Here is a 19210-nt window from a genome sequence, read left to right on the forward strand (position 1 = left end):
GACGCGTTATGCCAGCGACGTCGATTTTATCGCCCCGGATGCCCTGCTTGCCCGCGTTGAGCAAGGCGCGTCGCTGCCCGACTGGCTGATTGTCGATGAGGCCGCCGCCATTCCAGGCCCGCTGCTGCGCCAGCTGGTGGCGGCGTTTCGTTACGTGCTGCTGACCACCACCGTGCAGGGATATGAAGGCACCGGCCAGGGCTTTATGCTTAAGTTCTGCGCAAGCTTCCCCTCTCTTACTCACCGCGAGCTGCATACGCCGCTACGCTGGGCCGCAGGCTGTCCGCTGGAGGCATTTATCAGCACGCTGCTGCTGTTTGAGGACGGCGCTATGGGCGCGGTCCCCCAGGGAGAGGCTGTCATCCAGCCGCTGTCGCGCAGCGCATGGGCGGCTGACCCGGCGCTACCCTCCGCTTTCTACCGCCTGCTTGCCAGCGCCCACTACCGCACTTCGCCCCTCGATTTGCGGCGAATGATGGATGCGCCCGGCCAGCATTTCTGGCTGAGCATGAGCGAAGGGGAGTTGCTCGCGGCACTATGGCTGGTGGAGGAGGGGAATTTAACCGCTGATTTGAGCCAGGCGGTATGGGCCGGTTTTCGTCGTCCGCGCGGCAATCTGGTGGCGCAGTCGCTGGCGGCGCACGGCGGTAGTCCTCTTGCCGCCACGCTGCGCGGGCTACGCGTCAGCCGCATCGCGGTGCATCCGCGGCGGCAACGCCACGGGCTGGGGCAGGCGCTGATCGACCATGCGCGGCAGCGGTCGACCGGCTGCGATTATCTCTCCGTAAGCTTTGGTTATACGCCGCCGCTGTGGCGCTTCTGGCAGCAGTGCGGTTTTCAGCTGGCGCGTCTTGGTAGCCATCGGGAGGCCAGCAGCGGCTGCTTTACCGCTATGGCGCTGCTGCCGCTGACCGCAGCAGGAAGGGCGCTGGCAGACCATGAACAGCGTCGGCTTGCCCGCGATCTGCCGTGGCTTGAGGCGTGGAAAAATGAGCCTCTGCCGCTGGCCGCCGCGCCGCAGTCTACCCTTAATGATGATGACTGGCTGGAACTGAGCGGTTTTGCTTTCGCCCACCGTCCGCTTTCCGCCGCCGCTCCCGCCCTGCACCGGCTGCTGTTGCAGGTTGACTTGCCTGTGCAGGCGCTGCGTATGACGCTGGCGCAGCGTGATGAGCGCGATATCTGTACCGCGCTTGCCCTGGCAGGGCGTAAAGCGCTTCTGACGCGGCTGCGGCAGGAGACCGCCCGCGCGCTGGCGTATCTCGACGGCGAACGGGCGCAACACCGGCAGGCGGAGGTTGAAAAGCTGCAATTTTTTAACTGACTCATTCAGTTAAACGGCATGGTGATTACGACGCTGCGGCGTAAACTTCAGGTCCTGACTAAGGAGACCGCCATGAAACATGAGCACGTTATCGTTCAACAACCGACATCCAGCCCGCAACAGCTGCTGCTGTTTTTTCATGGCGTGGGGGATAACCCGGAAAATATGGCGCAGATCGCCCGCTGGTTCGCCCCCCACTTCCCGCAGGCCGCTATCGTCAGCGTCGGCGGAGCGGAGGCGTGCGGGCCCACGGGGCGGCAGTGGTTTTCAGTGCAGGACGTCAGTGAAGAGAACCGCCAGCAGCGTATTGACGCCATTATGCCTGCGTTTATCGCCACGGTACGCTACTGGCAGGAACAAACCGGCGTCAGCCCGCTTGCCACGGCGCTGATCGGTTTTTCGCAGGGGTCGATTATGGCGCTGGAAAGCATTAAGGCGCAGCCGGAACTTGCTTCGCGGGTGATTGCCTTTAACGGGCGTTACGCCACGCTGCCGCAGACGGCCACCACCGCGTCGACCATTCATCTGATCCACGGCGATGAAGACCGGGTGATTGAACTGGCCCACGCTGTCGCGGCAGAGGAAGCGCTGGTACGCGCGGGCGGCGATGTGACGCTGGATATCGTGGATAATCTGGGACATGCGATTGACGATCGCAGCGTACAGTGCGCCCTGAATCATCTGCGTTACACGGTGCCGAAGCACTATTTCGACGAGGCGCTCAGCGGCGGCGGCAAGCCAAACGACGATGATATTATCGAACTGCTGTAACGAAAACCGCCGGGCGTGATGCAGAGGCCCGGCGGATATTATTTCTTCGGCTGGTCTTTTTTCGGCCAGTCGTCTTCGTCATCCCACTTATCGTTGAAATCACGATGTGGGGGCAGATCGGGTTTGTTAGCGAGAAATTTTTTATGGTCGACGCGCTTGAGATCTTTGATCACGTTAAGCAGTACGCCCAGTAAAAAAACCAGTACCAGAATCCACCAGTATTTAGCCAGCCAGTCCATGCGTTCCTCCCGTCAGGCGATCAGTTGTTCCATAATACGTTGATACATCCGCGCCAGCAGTTGCAGATCGGCGGCGTTCACGCATTCATTAATTTTATGAATTGTGGCATTCACCGGCCCCAGCTCCACAACCTGCGCGCCCATCCGGGCGATAAAGCGACCGTCAGAGGTGCCGCCCGTGGTTAACAGCTGCGGTTTTATTTCATTATAGTGCTCAACGGCGTTGACCACCGCATCGACCAGCCTGCCGCGGCTGGTTAAAAACGGCTGACCGGAGAGCCACCAGTCGATGGTATAGCGCAGCCCGTGTTTTTCCAGCAGCGCCGTTACGCGCGACTTGATCATCTCGTCAGTCAGTTCGGTACTAAAACGGAAGTTGAACTGCACGTACAGATCGCCGGGAATAACGTTATTGCTGCCGGTGCCGGCCTGAATATTGGCGATTTGCATACTGGTTGACGGGAAAAATTCGTTGCCCTGATCCCACTCGATCGCCACCAGTTCATTGAGCATCGGCGCGGCCCGGTGCACCGGGTTATCGGCCAGGTGCGGATAGGCCACATGCCCCTGCACGCCGTGAATGGTAAGGTTACAGGTCAACGAGCCGCGGCGGCCATTTTTGACCACGTCGCCTACCACCTCGGTGCTGGACGGTTCGCCCACCAGGCAGTAATCCAGCCGTTCGTTGCGCGCCATCAGCGCCTCTACCACTTTAACCGTGCCGTTTGCCGCGCTGGCCTCTTCATCAGAGGTGATTAAAAAGGCCAGCCGCCCGCGATGGTGAGGATGCTGCGCGACAAAACGTTCGGCAGCGACAACCATCGCCGCCAGCGAGCCTTTCATATCCGCCGCGCCGCGGCCAAAGAGCATACCGTCGCGGATCGTGGGTTCGAAGGGGGGATTAATCCAGCGGTCGGCATCCCCGGCAGGGACGACATCGGTATGGCCTGCAAAAGCCAGGGTTTCACCTTGCCCGCGCCATGCCCAGAAATTTTGCGTATCGCCAAAGTTCATCGGCTCAATAGTGAAACCGATGGCGCGCAGACGCTCAATCAGAAGCGACTGACAGCCCGCGTCATCGGGGCTCAGTGAAGGGCGACGAATAAGCTGCTGCGTCAGCTCAATAACCGGGCACGACATAAACTATACCTCGTTGATAAACTTCTCATAACTGGTTTCATTGAAACCCAGCAGCATAGGCTTACCGGGCGCGTAGAGCAATGGGCGTTTGATAATTGCCGGCATTTCCAGCATCAGCGCGGCTGCAGAATCGGCATTATTGATGCCAGCGCGCAACGTTTCATCCAGCTTACGCCATGTTGTGCCGCGGGTATTGAGCAGCGCCTCCCAGCCCAGCTCCGCGATAAACGTCCCCAGCAGCTTTTCATCCAGACCGTCAACGCGATAATCATGGAAACGGTACGCCACCTCGTGCGCATCGAGCCAGCGGCGGGCTTTTTTTATGGTGTCGCAGTTTTTAATCCCATACAACGTTATCATGGTGAATCCTTTTGTCTTAATTTGGCTTAAATAACCAGGAAAATAGAATAATATTGACGCAGTGAATAATACACGATGATTAGTAGAGAAATCATTATCCTGATATTTATCTGCATATCACGCACAATAAGAATAAACGCAGAAAAAGGCAGATAAATAGTACTTATTCGGCGCATTGCTACCGGTTGTTTTCGGCCGCGGTAGGAGCAACTTCCCTGAAAAGAGTGAGATGCGCTTGATACCCTAAATAATTCGAGTTGCAGGAAGGCGGCGACGCAGTGAATCCCCAGGAGCTTACTCCAGTAAGTGACTGGGGTGAGCGAGGAAAGCCAACGCACATGCGGCTTGAAGTATGACGGGTATAGACCACAGTTTGCGTGGGCGCGCCGATCATGTTTCAAAATATTGCTGGCGCTCACATTAATTTCATGAATAGTGGAGCATAGTTATTTCACAAAACAAATACTAAACAGCAGTAATCGAAGTTATAGATGAAATGCTCTTCACAGCAATGTCGGTATTAAATAGAATACGCACAATAATAAGAGAGGTAGTTATGATTGAACGTGAACTGGGGAACTGGAAAGATTTTATCGAAGGCATGCTTCGTAAATAATCCAGAACAGACATAAAGCGTAGTGGCCACATATAACGAATAAATCGTCAATATCATCACACAGTAAAAGGCGAACCGTCAGGTTCGCCTTTTTTCTTGCTACTTCTGCCGCTCTTTTAGCGGAAAACGGCGTCTGACCAGCACAAAAAACAGCGGTACGAAGAAAATGGCCAGTACCGTGGCTGAGATCATCCCGCCCATCACCCCGGTGCCGACCGCATGCTGGCTGCCGGAGCCCGCGCCGGTGCTGGTCGCCATTGGCAGCACGCCGAAGACAAAGGCCAGCGAGGTCATCAGGATCGGGCGTAATCGTTGACGACAGGCGTGAAGCGTGGCGGCAAGCAGTTCGTGACCCTTCTCGTTCATCTCATTGGCGAATTCGACAATCAGAATGGCGTTTTTCGCCGATAGCCCTATCACCGTCAGCAGGCCCACCTGGAAGTAAACATCGTTCTCCAGACCGCGCATCCAGGTGGCGAGCAGCGCGCCGATGATCCCCAGCGGCACCACCAGCATGACCGAGAAGGGCACCGACCAGCTCTCATACAGCGCTGCAAGACAGAGGAAGACCACCAGCAAAGAGATGGCATACAGCGCGGGCGCCTGCGCCCCGGAGAGCCGTTCCTGATAAGACATGACGGTCCACTCCAGACCAAACCCGCCGGGAAGCTGGCGCACCAGCTTCTCCATCGTCTCCATGGCGGTGCCGGTGCTGACGCCCGGCGCGGCCTCGCCGACGATCTCCACCGCCGCATAGCCGTTGTAACGCTCAAGACGCGGCGAGCCGGTTTCCCAGTGGGAGGTGGCAAAGGCGGAGAAGGGCACCATACCGCCATCTTTATTGCGCACATACCAGAGATTGATATCGTCAGGCAGCATCCGGTACTTCGCCGCCGCCTGCACGTAAACCTTTTTCACACGCCCGCGATCCATAAAGTCGTTAACGTAGCTGGAGCCCCACGCGGTCTGCAGGGTGTCGTTAATGTCGTCGATGGAGACCCCCAGCGCCTGCGCTTTCCGCTGGTCGATATCCACCTGCAGCTGCGGGCTGTCATCAAGGCCGTTGTGGCGTACACGGGTCAGCGTATCGTTACCCTCCACCAGCGCCAGCAGCTTGTCGCGCGCCGCCATCAGCGCGTCGTGTCCGGCTCCGGCGTGGTCCTGCAACTCCATATCAAAGCCGGCGGAACTGCCCAGGCCGCTGATAGCGGGCGGGTTGCTGGCGAAGACCCTTGCTTCGTTTATTTTGCGAAACGCTTTGGTGGCGCGTTCGATAATCGCAAATGCGCTGCCGGTATCGGGATCGCGATCCTCCCAGTCTTTGAGGCGGATAAACATACGGGCCACGTTCTGGCCGTTACCGCCAGGGCCGGAGCCGACGGTGGCGAACACCGAGGCGACGTTATTCTTCTCATGCTTAAAGAAGTAGTCTTCCACTTTCTCCACCACCTTAAGCGTTTGCTGCTGCGTCGCGCCGCCGGGTAGCTGCACGGAGGTGGTAAACATTCCCCGATCTTCCTGGGGTAAAAAAGAGGTGGGCAGACGTAAAAAGAGCACCACCATGCCGCCGAGCAGCAGAATATAGATCACTATCCAGCGCAGGCTGCGATGAAGAATTTTTGCCACGCCTTTCTCGTAGCGTTCGGCATTGCGGTTAAACGTGCGGTTAAACCAGCCGAAGAAGCCCCGCCGACCATGATGCTCGCCCTTATGCAGCGGTTTAAGCAGGGTGGCGCACAGGGCAGGGGTGAGGATCATCGCCACCAGCACCGACAGCACCATCGCGGAAACAATGGTGATGGAGAACTGGCGGTAAATCGCCCCGGTGGTGCCGCCAAAGAAGGCCATGGGGACAAATACCGCCGACAGCACCATCGCAATCCCGACCAGCGCTCCCTGAATTTGCCCCATCGATTTACGGGTGGCTTCGCGGGGGGAGAGCCCCTCCTCGCTCATAATGCGCTCAACGTTCTCCACCACCACGATGGCATCGTCCACCAGCAGACCGATGGCCAGTACCATGGCGAACATCGTCAGCGTGTTGATGCTGTAGCCGAAGGCGTAGAGCACGGCGAATGTCCCCAGCAGCACGACAGGCACGGCGATAGTGGGGATCAGCGTGGCGCGGAAATTCTGCAAAAAGAGGTACATCACCAGGAAAACCAGCGCGATCGCCTCAAGCAACGTTTTCACCACGTCGATTATCGACGCTTTAACGAACGAGGTGGTTTCATAGGCGACTTTGTACTCCAGCCCGTGGGGGAAGTATTGCGACAGTTCGTCCAGGCGGGTGAGCACCCGTTCGGCGGTTGCCATCTCGTTGGCGCCGGAGGCGAGCTTAACCCCAAGGCCGGATGCCGGATGGCCGTTAAAGCGGCTGAGGTAATCATATTTTTCCGCCCCCATTTCGACATCGGCCACATCCCCAAGCCGCACTTCAGAGCCATCCTGATTCACCCGCAGGGTAATATTGCGAAACTGCTCCGGCGTCTGGAGCAACGATTGCGAGTTGATGGTGGCATTCAGGGCCTGACGATCCACAGAAGGGGTGCCGCCGAGCTGACCGACCGCAATCTGGGCGTTTTGCGACTCAATAGCGTCGGTGACATCGTTAGCCGTTAGCTGGTAACTGTTGAGTTTCGCCGGGTCGAGCCAGATGCGCATGGAGTATTGCGAACCGTAAGCGTCAATATCGCCCACGCCATTGACCCGGCTAAGCGGGTCCTGAATATTACTGGCGACGTAGTCGGCGATATCCTGTTTATCCATCGACCCGTCGGTCGAGACAAAGGCGATAGTCAGAATATTGGTATCGCCGGTTTTCCGTACCGTTACCCCCTGGTTCTGTACGGCCTGCGGCAGCTTACGCAGGGCCGACTGCAGCTGGTTTTGTACCTGCTGAACGGCTTCATCCGGGTCAGTGCCGGCGGTAAAGCTAAGCGTGATGCTTGCCTGCCCGGTGCTGCTGCTCTGGGAAGACATATACATCAGGTTGTCGAGGCCGGTCATATTCTGCTCGACGACCTGGGTGACGGTGTTCTCCAGCGTTTGCGCCGAAGCGCCGGGGTAGTTGGCGGTAATGCGCACGTTTGGCGGCGCCAGATCGGGATATTGCTCAACGGGGAGGGAGACAATGGCAAGCGTTCCGGTCAGACAGAGCAAAATTGCCAGCACCCACGCGAAAATGGGGCGATCAATAAAAAAATTCGCCATCAGAAAGAAGACCTCTTTTACTGCGCATCGTTATTGTTAAAGTGCCTGCATCACTGTAGCGGCATGCGACTAAACAAACGTGGAGAAAAAAAGGAGAAAATGTAAATAATCATCCTTTTTCACGGCACAATAATGCATAACCCCGGTTATCTTTTTTTACCCCAGCCGCCAGCGGCTTTTCTTTGCTTTTCTTTACGCTTGCTCCGCAGGCCGGGCGGGCGCGGCGGGAAAACGAAGCTGGACCAGCGTGCCGCCGCCCGCCGGTGATGAAATCTCTAATCTGCCCTGCAGACGCCCGGCGCGCTCGCGCATGATGTTCAGGCCATAGTGGCCCGGCGGTTCTTCGGTGCTGCCGATCCCTTTACCGTTATCACGAATATAGACGGAATAGTCGCCGTCCGGATCGGTTACGCAGCTAACGGTGATAAGGGTGGCCTCAGCATGTTTGATGGCGTTAACCACCGCCTCGCGCACGATTTGCAGGACGTTGATTTGTTGCTGCGCATCCAGCGTCAGCGCCGCGGGCAGGCGGCAGTCGAGCTGTAAGCTTGCCCCGGTCTGCCCTTGCAGGTTCGCCAGCGCCTCTTTAAGCGCCGCTGGGAGATCGCTGCGGGAGAGCGAGAGCCGGAAGGTGGCCAGCAGTTCGCGCAGCTGGCGGTAAGCATCGTTCAGGGCGCGGGAGAAGTCGCTGATGATGGCCTGCGCCGGGGCGTTATCCTCCGGCACCGCCCGCTTCAGCAGCGCCAGCTGTATCCGCAGATAGGAGAGCACCTGCGCCAGCGAGTCATGCAGTTCCCTGGCAATGGTAGCGCGCTCCTCCATGAGAATCAGCTGCTGGTGGTGTTTTTGCGCCTGGTTAAAATAGAGCCCGCGCCCCAGAATGATCGCTACGCTATGCAGAAGCTGGCGGTCGTCGCCCTGCGCGCTTTGCCAGCGTAATTCGCCGAAAGTGGTCTCCTGCATGGCCACCGGCAGCATTTTGACGGGCAGCTCTGCCTGCATTTCCCCGTGGCGGATAGACCAGTGGTTGCCTATATTGAGCTCGAGATAGCTTGCCGCATGGTGGTCGTGAACGATGCGCAGAATGTGGCGAAAACAGCTGACGTCAATCTGGCTGGTATTGAGCGCCTGCGAGCACTGATAGAGCACCTCCAGACGACGGTGCGCCTCATGGAGATCGCGGGTCTTCTCCTCGACCTGCGCCTCAAGGGTGCGATAAAGTTTTTGCAGCTCCCCGGACATCCGGTCGAACGTCAGCGCCAGCAGCCCCAGCTCGTTATCAAGGCGGGTATTCAACGGCGGGTAGTTAAAGCGCCCCTGCTGAATATTCTGGCTGGCAACCCGTAACTGCCCGAGAGGGGAGACCACCTGCTGGTGAATCCGCCGTAGCGTAAACCAGACCAGCGCGAAAATACCCAACGCCCCCAGCAGCGAAATGCCCACCACCAGCAGCATCTTACGTTCGGAGTAGCGCTGCAAGGCCAGCACGAACTGGTCGATGTTATCTACATAACGCTCAATATTGCTCTGATACCAGTTAACGTCGCGGTGGGCGAGGCGGCTGTCCATCTCGCGCCAGCCAGTCTGGAGCTGCGCGTAACGCCGCCCTACGCTTGCGGGAACATACCAGCGGTTAAGCTGCTGCAGCACCGGGGAATAGAGCGAGCGGGCGTAGGCATGACGGTGGGCGTCCAGTTCCGGCGCCTGGCGAGCCAGATCGTAGCCAAGGCGATAGCTCTGCATGCGCAGGGAACCGGCAATATTGACCGCTTCCGCATCGCGCAGGCTGCTGGCGAGGGTAACAAGCGCCACGCCGGTCGATAACAACGACAGCAGGACAATGTAAAAAAAGGCGCTGGCAAGGCTTGCCGACACAGGGCGTTTTACGGTCACCACGTTTCCCGCTACCAGAAAAGGCCGTCAGCATCACCGATCGGCTCACTAAATGACAATTATTTTCATTAATGCCGCGAGAAATTGATCTGCAACATGCTCGTGACACATAGCGGCCCATCCTGGGCAAATGAACATTGCCTGAGCAAGTAAGGCCCGGTAAATACACTCTTTATATAAAAAATAAGGTTTATTAAACCAGAAAAGAAGGACGCCATGAATCGTTTTATTATGGCTAATAGCCAACAATGTATAGGATGTCGAGCCTGCGAAGTGGCCTGCGTGATGGCGCATAACAATGAGCAGCATGTACTGAGCCACGACCATTTTCATCCCCGAATTACGGTGATAAAAAACCCACGGCAGCGCACAGCGGTGACCTGTCACCACTGCGAGGCCGCCCCCTGCGAACGAAGCTGCCCCAACGGCGCGATTAGCCGGGTGCAAGACTCTATTCAGGTCGATCAGCGTAAATGCATCGGCTGTAAATCCTGCGTGGTCGCCTGCCCGTTCGGCGCAATGCAAATTCTCCTGACGCCGCCTGAACAGGGCGCAGTACAGGCGACGGCGCACAAGTGCGATCTCTGTATCGATCGCCCGGAAGGCCCGGCCTGCGCGCAGAACTGCCCGGCAGACGCCATTAGCCTGGTCAGCCGCGACGCGCTGGAGGGGCTGGCGAAAGCGCGGCGTTTGCGCGCCGCAAGTATGGAGGCGCAGCCCTGGCATACCGGGAGTGCATTGCTCCCGGCATTAAACGATCGCAAACTCAAACAGATGCTGAAAACGCCGCCGCGCGGCGAGCCGGATAAGCTGGCGCTGGCGGCGCGTAAAACCGGTTTCGATGAGATTTACCTGCCGTTTCGCGCAGACCAGGCGCAGCGTGAAGCGGAACGCTGCCTGAAATGCGGCGAGCACAGCGTCTGTGAATGGACCTGCCCGCTGCATAACCATATTCCCCAGTGGATCGAGCGCGTAAAAGAGGGGGATATCGCCGCCGCCGTTGAACTTTCCCATCAGACGAACTGCCTGCCGGAAATCACTGGCCGGGTCTGTCCGCAGGACCGGCTGTGCGAAGGCGCATGTACGATCCGTGATGATTACGGCTCCGTGACCATTGGTAATATCGAGCGTTATATCTCCGACCAGGCGCTGGCGGCGGGCTGGCGGCCCGACCTACAGCAGGTACAGCCGGTAAACAAACGGGTGGCGATTATCGGCGCCGGGCCTGCCGGGCTGGCCTGTGCGGACGTACTGGTGCGCAACGGCGTCAGCGCCACGGTGTTTGACCGCCACCCCGAAATCGGCGGGCTGCTCACGTTTGGTATCCCGGCGTTTAAGCTGGATAAATCGCTGCTGGCGCGTCGGCGGGAAATTTTCAGCGCTATGGGCGTACAGTTCGAACTTAACTGCGAAATTGGCCGGGATATCCCCCTGCAAACGCTGCTTGCTGACTACGATGCGGTGTTTGTCGGGGTAGGGACCTACCGCTCCATGAAGGCCAATTTGCCCAATGAAGACGCGCCGGGCGTATACGACGCGCTTCCCTTCCTGATTGCCAATACCAAACGGTTGATGGGGCTGCCGGATACGCCGGAAGAGCCGTTTATCGATACCGCGGGGTTAAATGTGGTGGTGCTGGGCGGCGGCGATACGGCGATGGACTGCGTGCGCACCGCGCTGCGCCATGGCGCCAGTAAAGTCACCTGCGCATACCGCCGCGACGAAGCCAATATGCCAGGCTCAAAGAAAGAGGTTAAAAACGCCCGGGAAGAGGGGGCGGAATTTGAGTTTAACGTTCAGCCGGTGCAGTTAGAGCTGGATAAGGCAGGCCGCGTCACCGGCGTCAGGCTGCTGCGTACCCGGCTGGGCGAGCCGGATGCCAACGGCCGCCGCCGCCCGGAGCCCATTGAAGGCAGCGAATTTGTGATGCCTGCCGATGCGGTGATCATGGCGTTCGGCTTCAACCCGCACTCGATGCCGTGGCTGGCGGCACATGGCGTGCAGGTCGACAACTGGGGGCGGATTGCCGCAAGCGTTGACAGTCCGTACCGTTATCAGACCAGCAACCCGCAGATTTTTGCCGGCGGCGACGCCGTGCGCGGCGCTGACCTGGTGGTCACCGCGATGGCGGAAGGCCGCCACGCAGCCCAGGGAATGATGGACTGGCTGGGGGTTAAAGCGCCGGCCAGTCACTGATCCGCCAACGACAAAACGGGCTTCGCAGCGTAAGATAGTGTTTCTGTTTTACCCTGTGGAGCCCGTATGTCGTTTAATGTCACCGTCATCAAAGACAAAATCCTTTCTGATAACTACTTCGTTCTGCGCAACATTACCTATGACCTGACGCGCAAAAATGGCGAGGTCATCCGCCATAAGCGTGAAGTGTACGACAGGGGAAACGGCGCGACGATTCTGCTCTATAACCCGGAAAAAAAGAGCGTGGTGATGATTCGTCAGTTCCGCGTGGCGACCTGGGTGAACGGCAATAAAGACGGGCGGCTGATTGAAACCTGCGCGGGCCTGCTCGACGATGACGAGCCGGAAGCGTGCGTGCGCAAAGAGGCCATCGAAGAGACGGGCTACCAGGTTGGCGAAGTACGCAAGCTCTTTGAACTTTATATGTCCCCCGGCGGCGTAACGGAGATCGTTCACTTTTTTATCGCCCGCTATGACGACAGCAGCCGCGCCAGCACAGGCGGCGGGGTAGAAGATGAAGATATTGAGGTGCTGGAACTGCCGTTCACGACGGCGCTGGCGATGGTAAAAAGCGGCGAAATCCGCGACGGGAAAAGTGTGATTTTGCTGCAATATTTGCAGGCTTCAGGTTTAATGGACTGATTTTGTTGTGGTTAATAACAATTTTTATAAATAAATCTATCCGATAAATCTGATTGAGACACGGGCGCATACAACCCAGGATACGCCGGTGCCATCTTCTGTCTGACTTCCGGGGCCCTGTTATCGATGTTCTACCGTGTCTTACTTGCTTTACTGGGCGTTTTTTGCGCGTCGTCTCTTTGGGCGGCGCCAGCGCAGCAACGCTTTACGGACTGGCAGGTTACCTGCAATAACCAGAACTACTGCGTTACGCGTAATACCGGAGAACATCACGGCCTGGTCATGACGCTGGGGCGCAGCGCCGGCGCGCGCTCCGACGCGATGCTGCGCATTGACCTTGGCGGCAAAGGCCTTTCGCCTGCTAAACAGCCTGCTATTGCGCCGCGTCTGCGCCTTGACGGCCAGCCGCTGACGCTGCCTGCCGGGCCGTGGCGTATCGCGCCCTGGCACCTGGCGAACGATAATCCGCAGACCATTGCCGAATTTTTGCTGCTGATTCAGGATGCGCAATCTATAACCCTGGAGGAGGGCGACGGCGTAATTTCGCTGGCTGGCCTTAAGGCGGCGCTGCTGTTTATCGACGCCCAGCAGAAAAGGGTCGGGAGCGAAACGGCCTGGATTAAAAAAGGCGACGATCCGCCGCTGAGCGTGCCCCCTGCGCCTGCGTTAAAAGAGGTGGCGGTGGTGAATCCCACTCCCACGCCGCTGACTCAGGAGGAGCTTAACGACCTGCTGGATTATGGCAGCATGCGCATGGACAACACGCAGTGTTCGCTTGACCCTATGCGTCGTGAAGTGCGGGTGACGGCCCTGACCGACGACAAAGCCTTACTCGTTGTAGACTGCGAGGCCGGTGCCTATAACACGGTCGACCTTGCCTGGCTGGTGTCACGTAAAAAGCCCTACGCTTCACGTCTGGTGCGCCTGCGTCTGCCCTTTACGCCGGCAAAAGGCGGTAACGAGCTTGAGCTGATGAACGCCGTCTTCGATGAGAAAACCCGCGAACTGACAACGCTTGCCAAAGGTCGCGGGCTGGAGGATTGCGGCGTGTTGACGCGCTGGCGGTTTGACGGCCAGCGTTTTCGCCTGACCCGCTACGCCGAAGAGCCGAGCTGCGATAACTGGCATGGGCCAGACGCCTGGCCCACGCTTTGGGTTACGCGCTAAGTACGCGTTTCGCTTTTTCGACTACGTTTTCGACGGTAAAGCCAAAGTACGGGAACAGCTTATCCGCCGGTGCGGATTCACCGTAACCGGTCATCCCGACGATCGCCCCTTTCAGGCCGACATATTTGTACCAGTAGTCGGCAATGCCTGCCTCTACCGCCACCCGGGCGCTCACGTCAGACGGGAGCACCGACTCACGATACTGCTCATCCTGCGCGTCGAAAATATCCGTCGAAGGGAGAGAGACAACGCGGACGTTGCGCCCTTCGGCCCGCAGTTTTTCTGCCGCCTTCACGGTTATTTCTACTTCCGAACCGGTAGCGATTAAGATCAGCTCCGGCTTGCCGTCGCTATCCTGCAGAATATAACCGCCGCGGGCGATGGCTTTCACCTGCTCAGGCGTTCTCTCCATCTGCGCCAGGTTCTGGCGGGAGAGGATAAGCGCGGTCGGGCCGTTATGGCGCTCGATAGCCAGCTTCCAGCCCACGGCCGCTTCTACCTGATCGCAGGGACGCCAGGTGCTGAAATTTGGCGTCAGGCGCAGGCTCGCCAGCTGTTCAACCGCCTGGTGAGTCGGGCCGTCTTCCCCAAGGCCAATGGAGTCATGGGTATAGACCATAATCTGCCGCGCTTTCATCAGCGCCGCCATACGCGCCGCGTTACGGGCATACTCCACAAACATCAGGAAGGTTGCGGTGTAAGGAATAAAGCCGCCGTGGTGGGCAATACCGTTGGCGATGGCGGTCATGCCGAATTCGCGCACCCCGTAGTGGATATAGTTGCCCGCCAGATCTTCTTTCAGCGATGTGGAGCCTGACCAGATAGTGAGGTTGCTCGGCGCGAGGTCCGCCGAGCCGCCCAGCAGTTCCGGCAGGATCGGCCCGTAAGTGTTGAGGGTATTTTGCGACGCCTTACGGGTGGCGATTTTCGCCCCCTCCGCCTGCAGTTTTTCAATATAGGCCTGGGTGGTTTGCTCCCAGTTCTCCGGCATGCCGCCGCTCATGCGGCGCGTAAATTCGGCGGCCAGTTCCGGGTGCGCTTTCTCGTAGGCGGCGAACTTCTCTTCCCAGGACTGCTGCGCTTTTCCGCCGCGTTCGCGGGCGTCCCATGCGCTGTAGATTTCTTTAGGGATTTCAAAAGCCGGATATTTCCAGCCCAGCTTCTGACGGGTCAGCGCCACCTCTTCTTCCCCCAGCGCCGCGCCGTGAGACTCCTCTTTACCTGCTTTATTCGGCGAGCCGTAACCGATCACCGTGCGACAGATAATCAGCGACGGCTTGTCGGTTACCTGCTGTGCTTCTTCGATCGCTTTTTTAATGGCTTGCGGATCGTGGCCGTCAATTTCGTGCACCACATGCCAGTGATAGGCTTCGAAACGTTTAGCGGTGTCGTCGGTAAACCAGCCTTCGGTCTCGCCATCAATGGAGATACCGTTGTGGTCGTAGAAGCCGATCAGTTTGCCCAGCCCCAGCGTGCCCGCCAGCGAACAGACCTCGTGGGAGATGCCTTCCATCAGGCAGCCGTCGCCCATAAAGACATAGGTGAAGTGGTCCACGACCTCGTGGTCCGGGCGGTTAAACTGCGCCGCCAGCGTGCGTTCGGCAATGGCCAGACCTACCGCGTTCGCCAGCCCCTGACCAAGCGGGCCGGTAGTGGTTTCCACCCCGGGCGTGTAGCCGATCTCCGGATGGCCCGGGGTTTTAGAGTGGAGCTGACGGAAGTTTTTAATCTCATCAATCGACAGATCGTAGCCGCTCAGGTGCAGCAGGCTATAGAGCAGCATCGAGGCGTGACCGTTTGACAGAATAAAGCGGTCGCGGTCGTACCATGTCGGATCGGTGGGGTTGTGCTTTAAAAAATCATTCCACAGCACTTCGGCGATGTCGGCCATTCCCATCGGCGCGCCGGGATGCCCGGAATTAGATTTTTGTACCGCGTCCATACTCAGGGCGCGGATAGCGTTAGCAAGCTCTTTACGGGACATAACACACTCCTTGGTAAAGGTTAAAATTTAGCGGCGATGAGGTCTTCGAGTTTGCGCTGGTCTACCGCGAACTGGCGGATACCGTCTGCCAGCTTCTCGACCGCCATCGGATCCTGGTTATGCTCCCAGCGGAATTCGGCTTCGGTAAGTGGGGTCTGACGGGGGAATGTCTGGGCGGCGGGGATCAGTTTTCGTTCCACCATCCCTTCCTGGGCCTGCAGCTCTTTCAGCAGGTCCGGCGATATGGTCAAGCGGTCGCAGCCTGCCAGCGCCAGAATCTGTTCCGTGCGGCGGAAGCTCGCGCCCATAACGATGGTTTCGTAGCGGTGCTGCTTGTAGTAGTCATAGATATTGCGCACGGATTTCACGCCCGGATCTTCATCCACCACGTACGGGTCCATGGGTTTACGCTGCTGATACCAGTCATAAATGCGGCCGACGAAAGGTGAAATCAGGAAGACGCCCGCTTCGGCGCAGGCACGGGCCTGAGCGAAGGAGAAGAGCAGCGTCAGGTTGCAGTGAATGCCCTCTTTTTCCAGCTCTTCAGCCGCGCGGATGCCTTCCCAGGTTGAGGCCAGCTTGATCAGGATCCGTGACTTATCAATCCCCAGCTCCTCATACAGCTGCACCAGCTTGCGCGCTTTATCAATGCTCTTTTGTTTGTCATAGGAGAGTCGGGCATCCACTTCGGTGGAGACGCGTCCCGGAATGCTTTTTAAGATCTCCTGACCAAAGTTAACCGCCAGCTTGTCGCAGGCTTCGGCAACCTGCTGCTCCTGGGTCTCCCCGTGGGCCTTTCCGTACTGGATGGCGTCTTCAATCAGGTGCTTAAAGTGATCGAGCGCGGCGGCTTTTAACAGCAGCGACGGGTTGGTGGTCGCATCTTCGGGTTGATAGTGACGAATTGACTCAATATCGCCGCTGTCCGCCACTACGGTGGTGAACTGTTTGAGGCCGTCTAAGTGGTTCATTGAATTGACTCCTTTAAAAGCAAGGTGTTAGGCAAATAATTGCGAGAGAGTTTGGCGTAAGAAGTGATCTGCATAACTAAAAAGCATAGCAGACGAGGGCCGTCTTGCTTTTTTCGGTCTGTAACAATGATGTTATGAATTGATAACATTTTTTGTCACGGCGTGGTCAGACTATGGCTGTGTTCAAAGTTTGCCGTGGGTGAGGAAGGCATACTAGGCGGCGCATCAGGATCGTTATCGCGCTTCAATTTTCCGCAAGATACGTGAAAGGAATAGCAAATGGACGACCAGTTAAAACAGAGTGCCCTCGACTTCCACGAGTTTCCCCAACCGGGAAAAATTCAGGTTTCCCCTACCAAACCGCTCGCGACCCAGCGCGACCTGGCGCTGGCCTACTCCCCGGGCGTGGCGGCCCCCTGCCTTGAGATCGAAAAAGACCCGCTCGCGGCCTATAAATATACGGCGCGCGGCAACCTGGTGGCGGTGGTCTCCAACGGTACTGCCGTACTGGGCCTTGGCAATATCGGCGCGCTTGCCGGTAAGCCGGTAATGGAAGGGAAAGGGGTGCTGTTCAAGAAATTCGCCGGTATCGACGTCTTCGATATTGAAGTGGATGAGCAGGACCCGGACAAGCTGATCGATGTGGTGGCGGCGCTGGAGCCCACCTTCGGCGGCATCAACCTGGAAGATATCAAAGCGCCGGAGTGCTTCTATATCGAGGCGAAACTGCGCGAGCGCATGAACATCCCTGTCTTCCACGACGACCAGCACGGCACGGCGATTATCAGCACCGCGGCTATCCTCAACGGCCTGCGGGTCGTGGAAAAGAATCTCTCCGATGTGCGCATGGTCGTTTCTGGGGCGGGGGCGGCGGCGATCGCCTGCATGAACCTGCTGGTGGCGCTCGGCATGCAGAAGCGCAACATTGTGGTGTGCGACTCGAAAGGAGTTATCTACAAAAACCGCGAAGCCAATATGGCGGAAACCAAGGCGGCTTATGCGGTGGACGACAACGGCAAGCGCAGCCTTGATGAGGTGATCGACGGCGCGGATATTTTCCTCGGCTGTTCCGGGCCGAAGGTATTAACCCCGGAAATGGTGCAAAAGATGGCCCGTGCGCCGCTGATTCTGGCGCTGGCCAACCCGGAGCCGGAGATCCTGCCGCCGCTGGCGAAGGAGGTGCGCCCGGACGCGATTATCTGCACCGGCCGCTCCGACTATCCGAACCAGGTGAACAACGTGCTTTGTTTCCCGTTCATCTTCCGCGGCGCGCTGGACGTGGGGGCGACCGCAATTAATGAAGAGATGAAGCTTGCCGCGGTGCACGCCATTGCTGAACTGGCGCATGCCGAGCAGAGCGAAGTGGTGGCCTCCGCCTATGGCGACCAGGATTTAAGCTTCGGCCCGGATTACATTATTCCCAAGCCGTTCGACCCGCGCCTGATCGTCAAAATAGCCCCGGCGGTGGCGAAGGCGGCGATGGACTCCGGCGTGGCGACGCGGCCTATTGCCGACTTCGACGCCTACGTGGATAAGCTCGCCGAGTTTGTCTACAAAACCAACCTGTTTATGAAACCTATCTTTTCTCAGGCGCGTAGCGAACCGAAGCGGGTAGTGCTCACCGAAGGGGAGGAGCCGCGCGTGCTTCATGCTACCCAGGAGCTGGTGTCGCTGGGACTGGCGAAACCGATTCTTATCGGCCGCCCTGGCGTTATCGAGATGCGCATTCAGAAGCTGGGCCTGCAGATCAAGCCGGGCGTTGATTTCGATATCGTGAACAATGAGTCCGATCCCCGGTTTAAAGAGTACTGGACGGAATATTTCTCGATAATGAAACGCCGTGGCGTTACCCAGGAGCAGGCGCAGCGGGCAGTGATTGCCGACACCACGGTGATTGGCGCGATCATGGTGCACCGGGGCGAGGCGGATGCGATGATCTGCGGCACTATCGGCGACTACCACGAGCACTTTAGCGTGGTGCAGGAGATCTTCGGCTACCGCGAGGGCATTCATGCCGCCGGGGCGATGAACGCACTGCTGCTGCCCAGCGGCAACACCTTTATTGCCGATACCTACGTTAATGACGATCCGAGCGCCGAACAGCTGGCGGAGATCACCCTGCTGGCGGCGGAAACCGTGCGCCGTTTCGGCATAGAGCCCAGGGTAGCGCTGCTGTCGCACTCCCAGTTTGGCTCCTCCAACTCTCCGGCGGCGGTGAAAATGCGCGATACCCTGGCGCTGGTGCGCGAGCGCGCCCCGGAACTGATGATCGACGGTGAGATGCACGGCGACGCCGCGCTGGTAGAGAGCATTCGCCAGGATCGGATGCCCGACAGTCCGCTGAAAGGCTCGGCCAATATCCTGATTATGCCTAACGTCGAGGCGGCGCGAATTAGTTACAACTTACTGCGCGTTTCCAGCTCGGAAGGGGTGACGGTGGGGCCGGTGTTGATGGGGGTGTCGAAGCCGGTACACGTGCTGACGCCGATCGCCTCGGTACGGCGCATTGTGAATATGGTGGCGCTGGCGGTCGTGGAGGCGCAGACGCAGCCGCTGTGACGAGCCGCGTAGACCGGGTAAGCGTTAGCGCACCCGGGACTCCCGTATGCGGCGAAATGCCTTATCCGGGCTACCGTCATTGTGCCGCTCTTTCGTCACTCCCGGGTTTGTCAACAACCTCAGCGTAGCCCCTGC

The 19210-nt window shown here is 58.2% G+C and carries 13 protein-coding genes and 1 pseudogene; 7 read left to right on the plus strand and 7 right to left on the minus strand.

Features of this window, described 5'->3' with window-relative positions:
- Together ENTHG_RS01085 and ypfH are read left to right on the plus strand one after the other, a co-directional pair.
- Window positions 1–1324 (plus strand): annotated as a pseudogene (locus ENTHG_RS01085) (GNAT family N-acetyltransferase); the annotation flags it as partial.
- 72 nt (window positions 1325–1396) lie between these two features.
- On the plus strand, window positions 1397–2095 hold the full coding sequence (gene ypfH, locus ENTHG_RS01090; protein ID WP_044172525.1) for an esterase: 699 nt from the start codon (window positions 1397–1399) through the stop codon (window positions 2093–2095).
- 38 nt (window positions 2096–2133) lie between these two features.
- Here ypfH and ENTHG_RS01095 read toward each other — a convergent pair whose 3' ends face one another.
- Genes ENTHG_RS01095 through ENTHG_RS01105 form a run of 3 tightly spaced genes read right to left on the minus strand, consistent with a single transcriptional unit; the run spans window position 2134 to window position 3834 of the window.
- Window positions 2134–2334 carry a YpfN family protein gene (locus ENTHG_RS01095; protein WP_044172528.1) on the minus strand — a complete coding sequence of 67 codons (201 nt, stop codon included), beginning with the start codon at window positions 2332–2334 and terminating at the stop codon, window positions 2134–2136.
- A gap of 12 nt (window positions 2335–2346) precedes the next feature.
- Window positions 2347–3474, minus strand: coding sequence for a succinyl-diaminopimelate desuccinylase (gene dapE / locus ENTHG_RS01100; protein ID WP_044172530.1), 1128 nt, complete (start codon window positions 3472–3474; stop codon window positions 2347–2349).
- A gap of 3 nt (window positions 3475–3477) precedes the next feature.
- Window positions 3478–3834: an ArsC family reductase gene (locus ENTHG_RS01105; RefSeq protein ID WP_044172532.1), complete on the minus strand. Its 357-nt coding sequence runs from the start codon at window positions 3832–3834 to the stop codon at window positions 3478–3480.
- A 556-nt stretch (window positions 3835–4390) separates the two neighbouring features.
- Here ENTHG_RS01105 and ypfM point away from each other — a divergent pair.
- Complete coding sequence (ypfM, locus tag ENTHG_RS24925) at window positions 4391–4450, plus strand: protein YpfM (protein WP_015572204.1); 60 nt, start codon at window positions 4391–4393, stop codon at window positions 4448–4450.
- 99 nt (window positions 4451–4549) lie between these two features.
- Here the strand turns inward: ypfM and acrD are convergent, their stop codons facing one another.
- Both acrD and narQ read right to left on the minus strand, forming a co-directional pair.
- A complete protein-coding gene (gene acrD, locus ENTHG_RS01110; RefSeq protein ID WP_044172535.1) occupies window positions 4550–7663 on the minus strand; it encodes a multidrug efflux RND transporter permease AcrD in 3114 nt (1037 codons plus the stop codon).
- A 192-nt stretch (window positions 7664–7855) separates the two neighbouring features.
- Window positions 7856–9556 carry a nitrate/nitrite two-component system sensor histidine kinase NarQ gene (gene narQ, locus ENTHG_RS01115; RefSeq protein WP_044172538.1) on the minus strand — a complete coding sequence of 567 codons (1701 nt, stop codon included), beginning with the start codon at window positions 9554–9556 and terminating at the stop codon, window positions 7856–7858.
- Between the two features lie 216 nt (window positions 9557–9772).
- Between narQ and aegA the strand changes: the two genes are divergently transcribed.
- From aegA to ENTHG_RS01130, 3 genes are all read left to right on the plus strand, one after another.
- Entirely contained in the window at window positions 9773–11752 is a 1980-nt protein-coding gene (gene aegA / locus ENTHG_RS01120; protein ID WP_044172540.1) for a formate-dependent uric acid utilization protein AegA, read from the plus strand.
- Between the two features lie 66 nt (window positions 11753–11818).
- Window positions 11819–12394: a GDP-mannose pyrophosphatase NudK gene (gene nudK / locus ENTHG_RS01125; protein WP_044172543.1), complete on the plus strand. Its 576-nt coding sequence runs from the start codon at window positions 11819–11821 to the stop codon at window positions 12392–12394.
- Between the two features lie 126 nt (window positions 12395–12520).
- Window positions 12521–13561, plus strand: a complete 1041-nt coding sequence (locus tag ENTHG_RS01130; protein WP_044172545.1) for a DUF1176 domain-containing protein — start codon at window positions 12521–12523, stop codon at window positions 13559–13561.
- Here ENTHG_RS01130 and tkt read toward each other — a convergent pair.
- Window positions 13551–15545 carry a transketolase gene (gene tkt / locus ENTHG_RS01135; protein WP_044172548.1) on the minus strand — a complete coding sequence of 665 codons (1995 nt, stop codon included), beginning with the start codon at window positions 15543–15545 and terminating at the stop codon, window positions 13551–13553. The two genes, ENTHG_RS01130 and tkt, sit on opposite strands and share 11 nt — an antisense overlap.
- A 20-nt stretch (window positions 15546–15565) precedes the next feature.
- Window positions 15566–16516, minus strand: coding sequence for a transaldolase (tal, locus tag ENTHG_RS01140; RefSeq protein WP_044172550.1), 951 nt, complete (start codon window positions 16514–16516; stop codon window positions 15566–15568).
- A 279-nt stretch (window positions 16517–16795) separates the two neighbouring features.
- Between tal and maeB the strand changes: the two genes are divergently transcribed.
- Entirely contained in the window at window positions 16796–19075 is a 2280-nt protein-coding gene (maeB, locus tag ENTHG_RS01145) for an NADP-dependent oxaloacetate-decarboxylating malate dehydrogenase (protein ID WP_044172553.1), read from the plus strand.
- The last annotated feature ends 135 nt before the right edge of the window (window positions 19076–19210 follow it).

The organism is Phytobacter massiliensis JC163, assembly GCF_000321045.1.
GTDB lineage: Bacteria > Pseudomonadota > Gammaproteobacteria > Enterobacterales > Enterobacteriaceae > Phytobacter_A > Phytobacter_A massiliensis.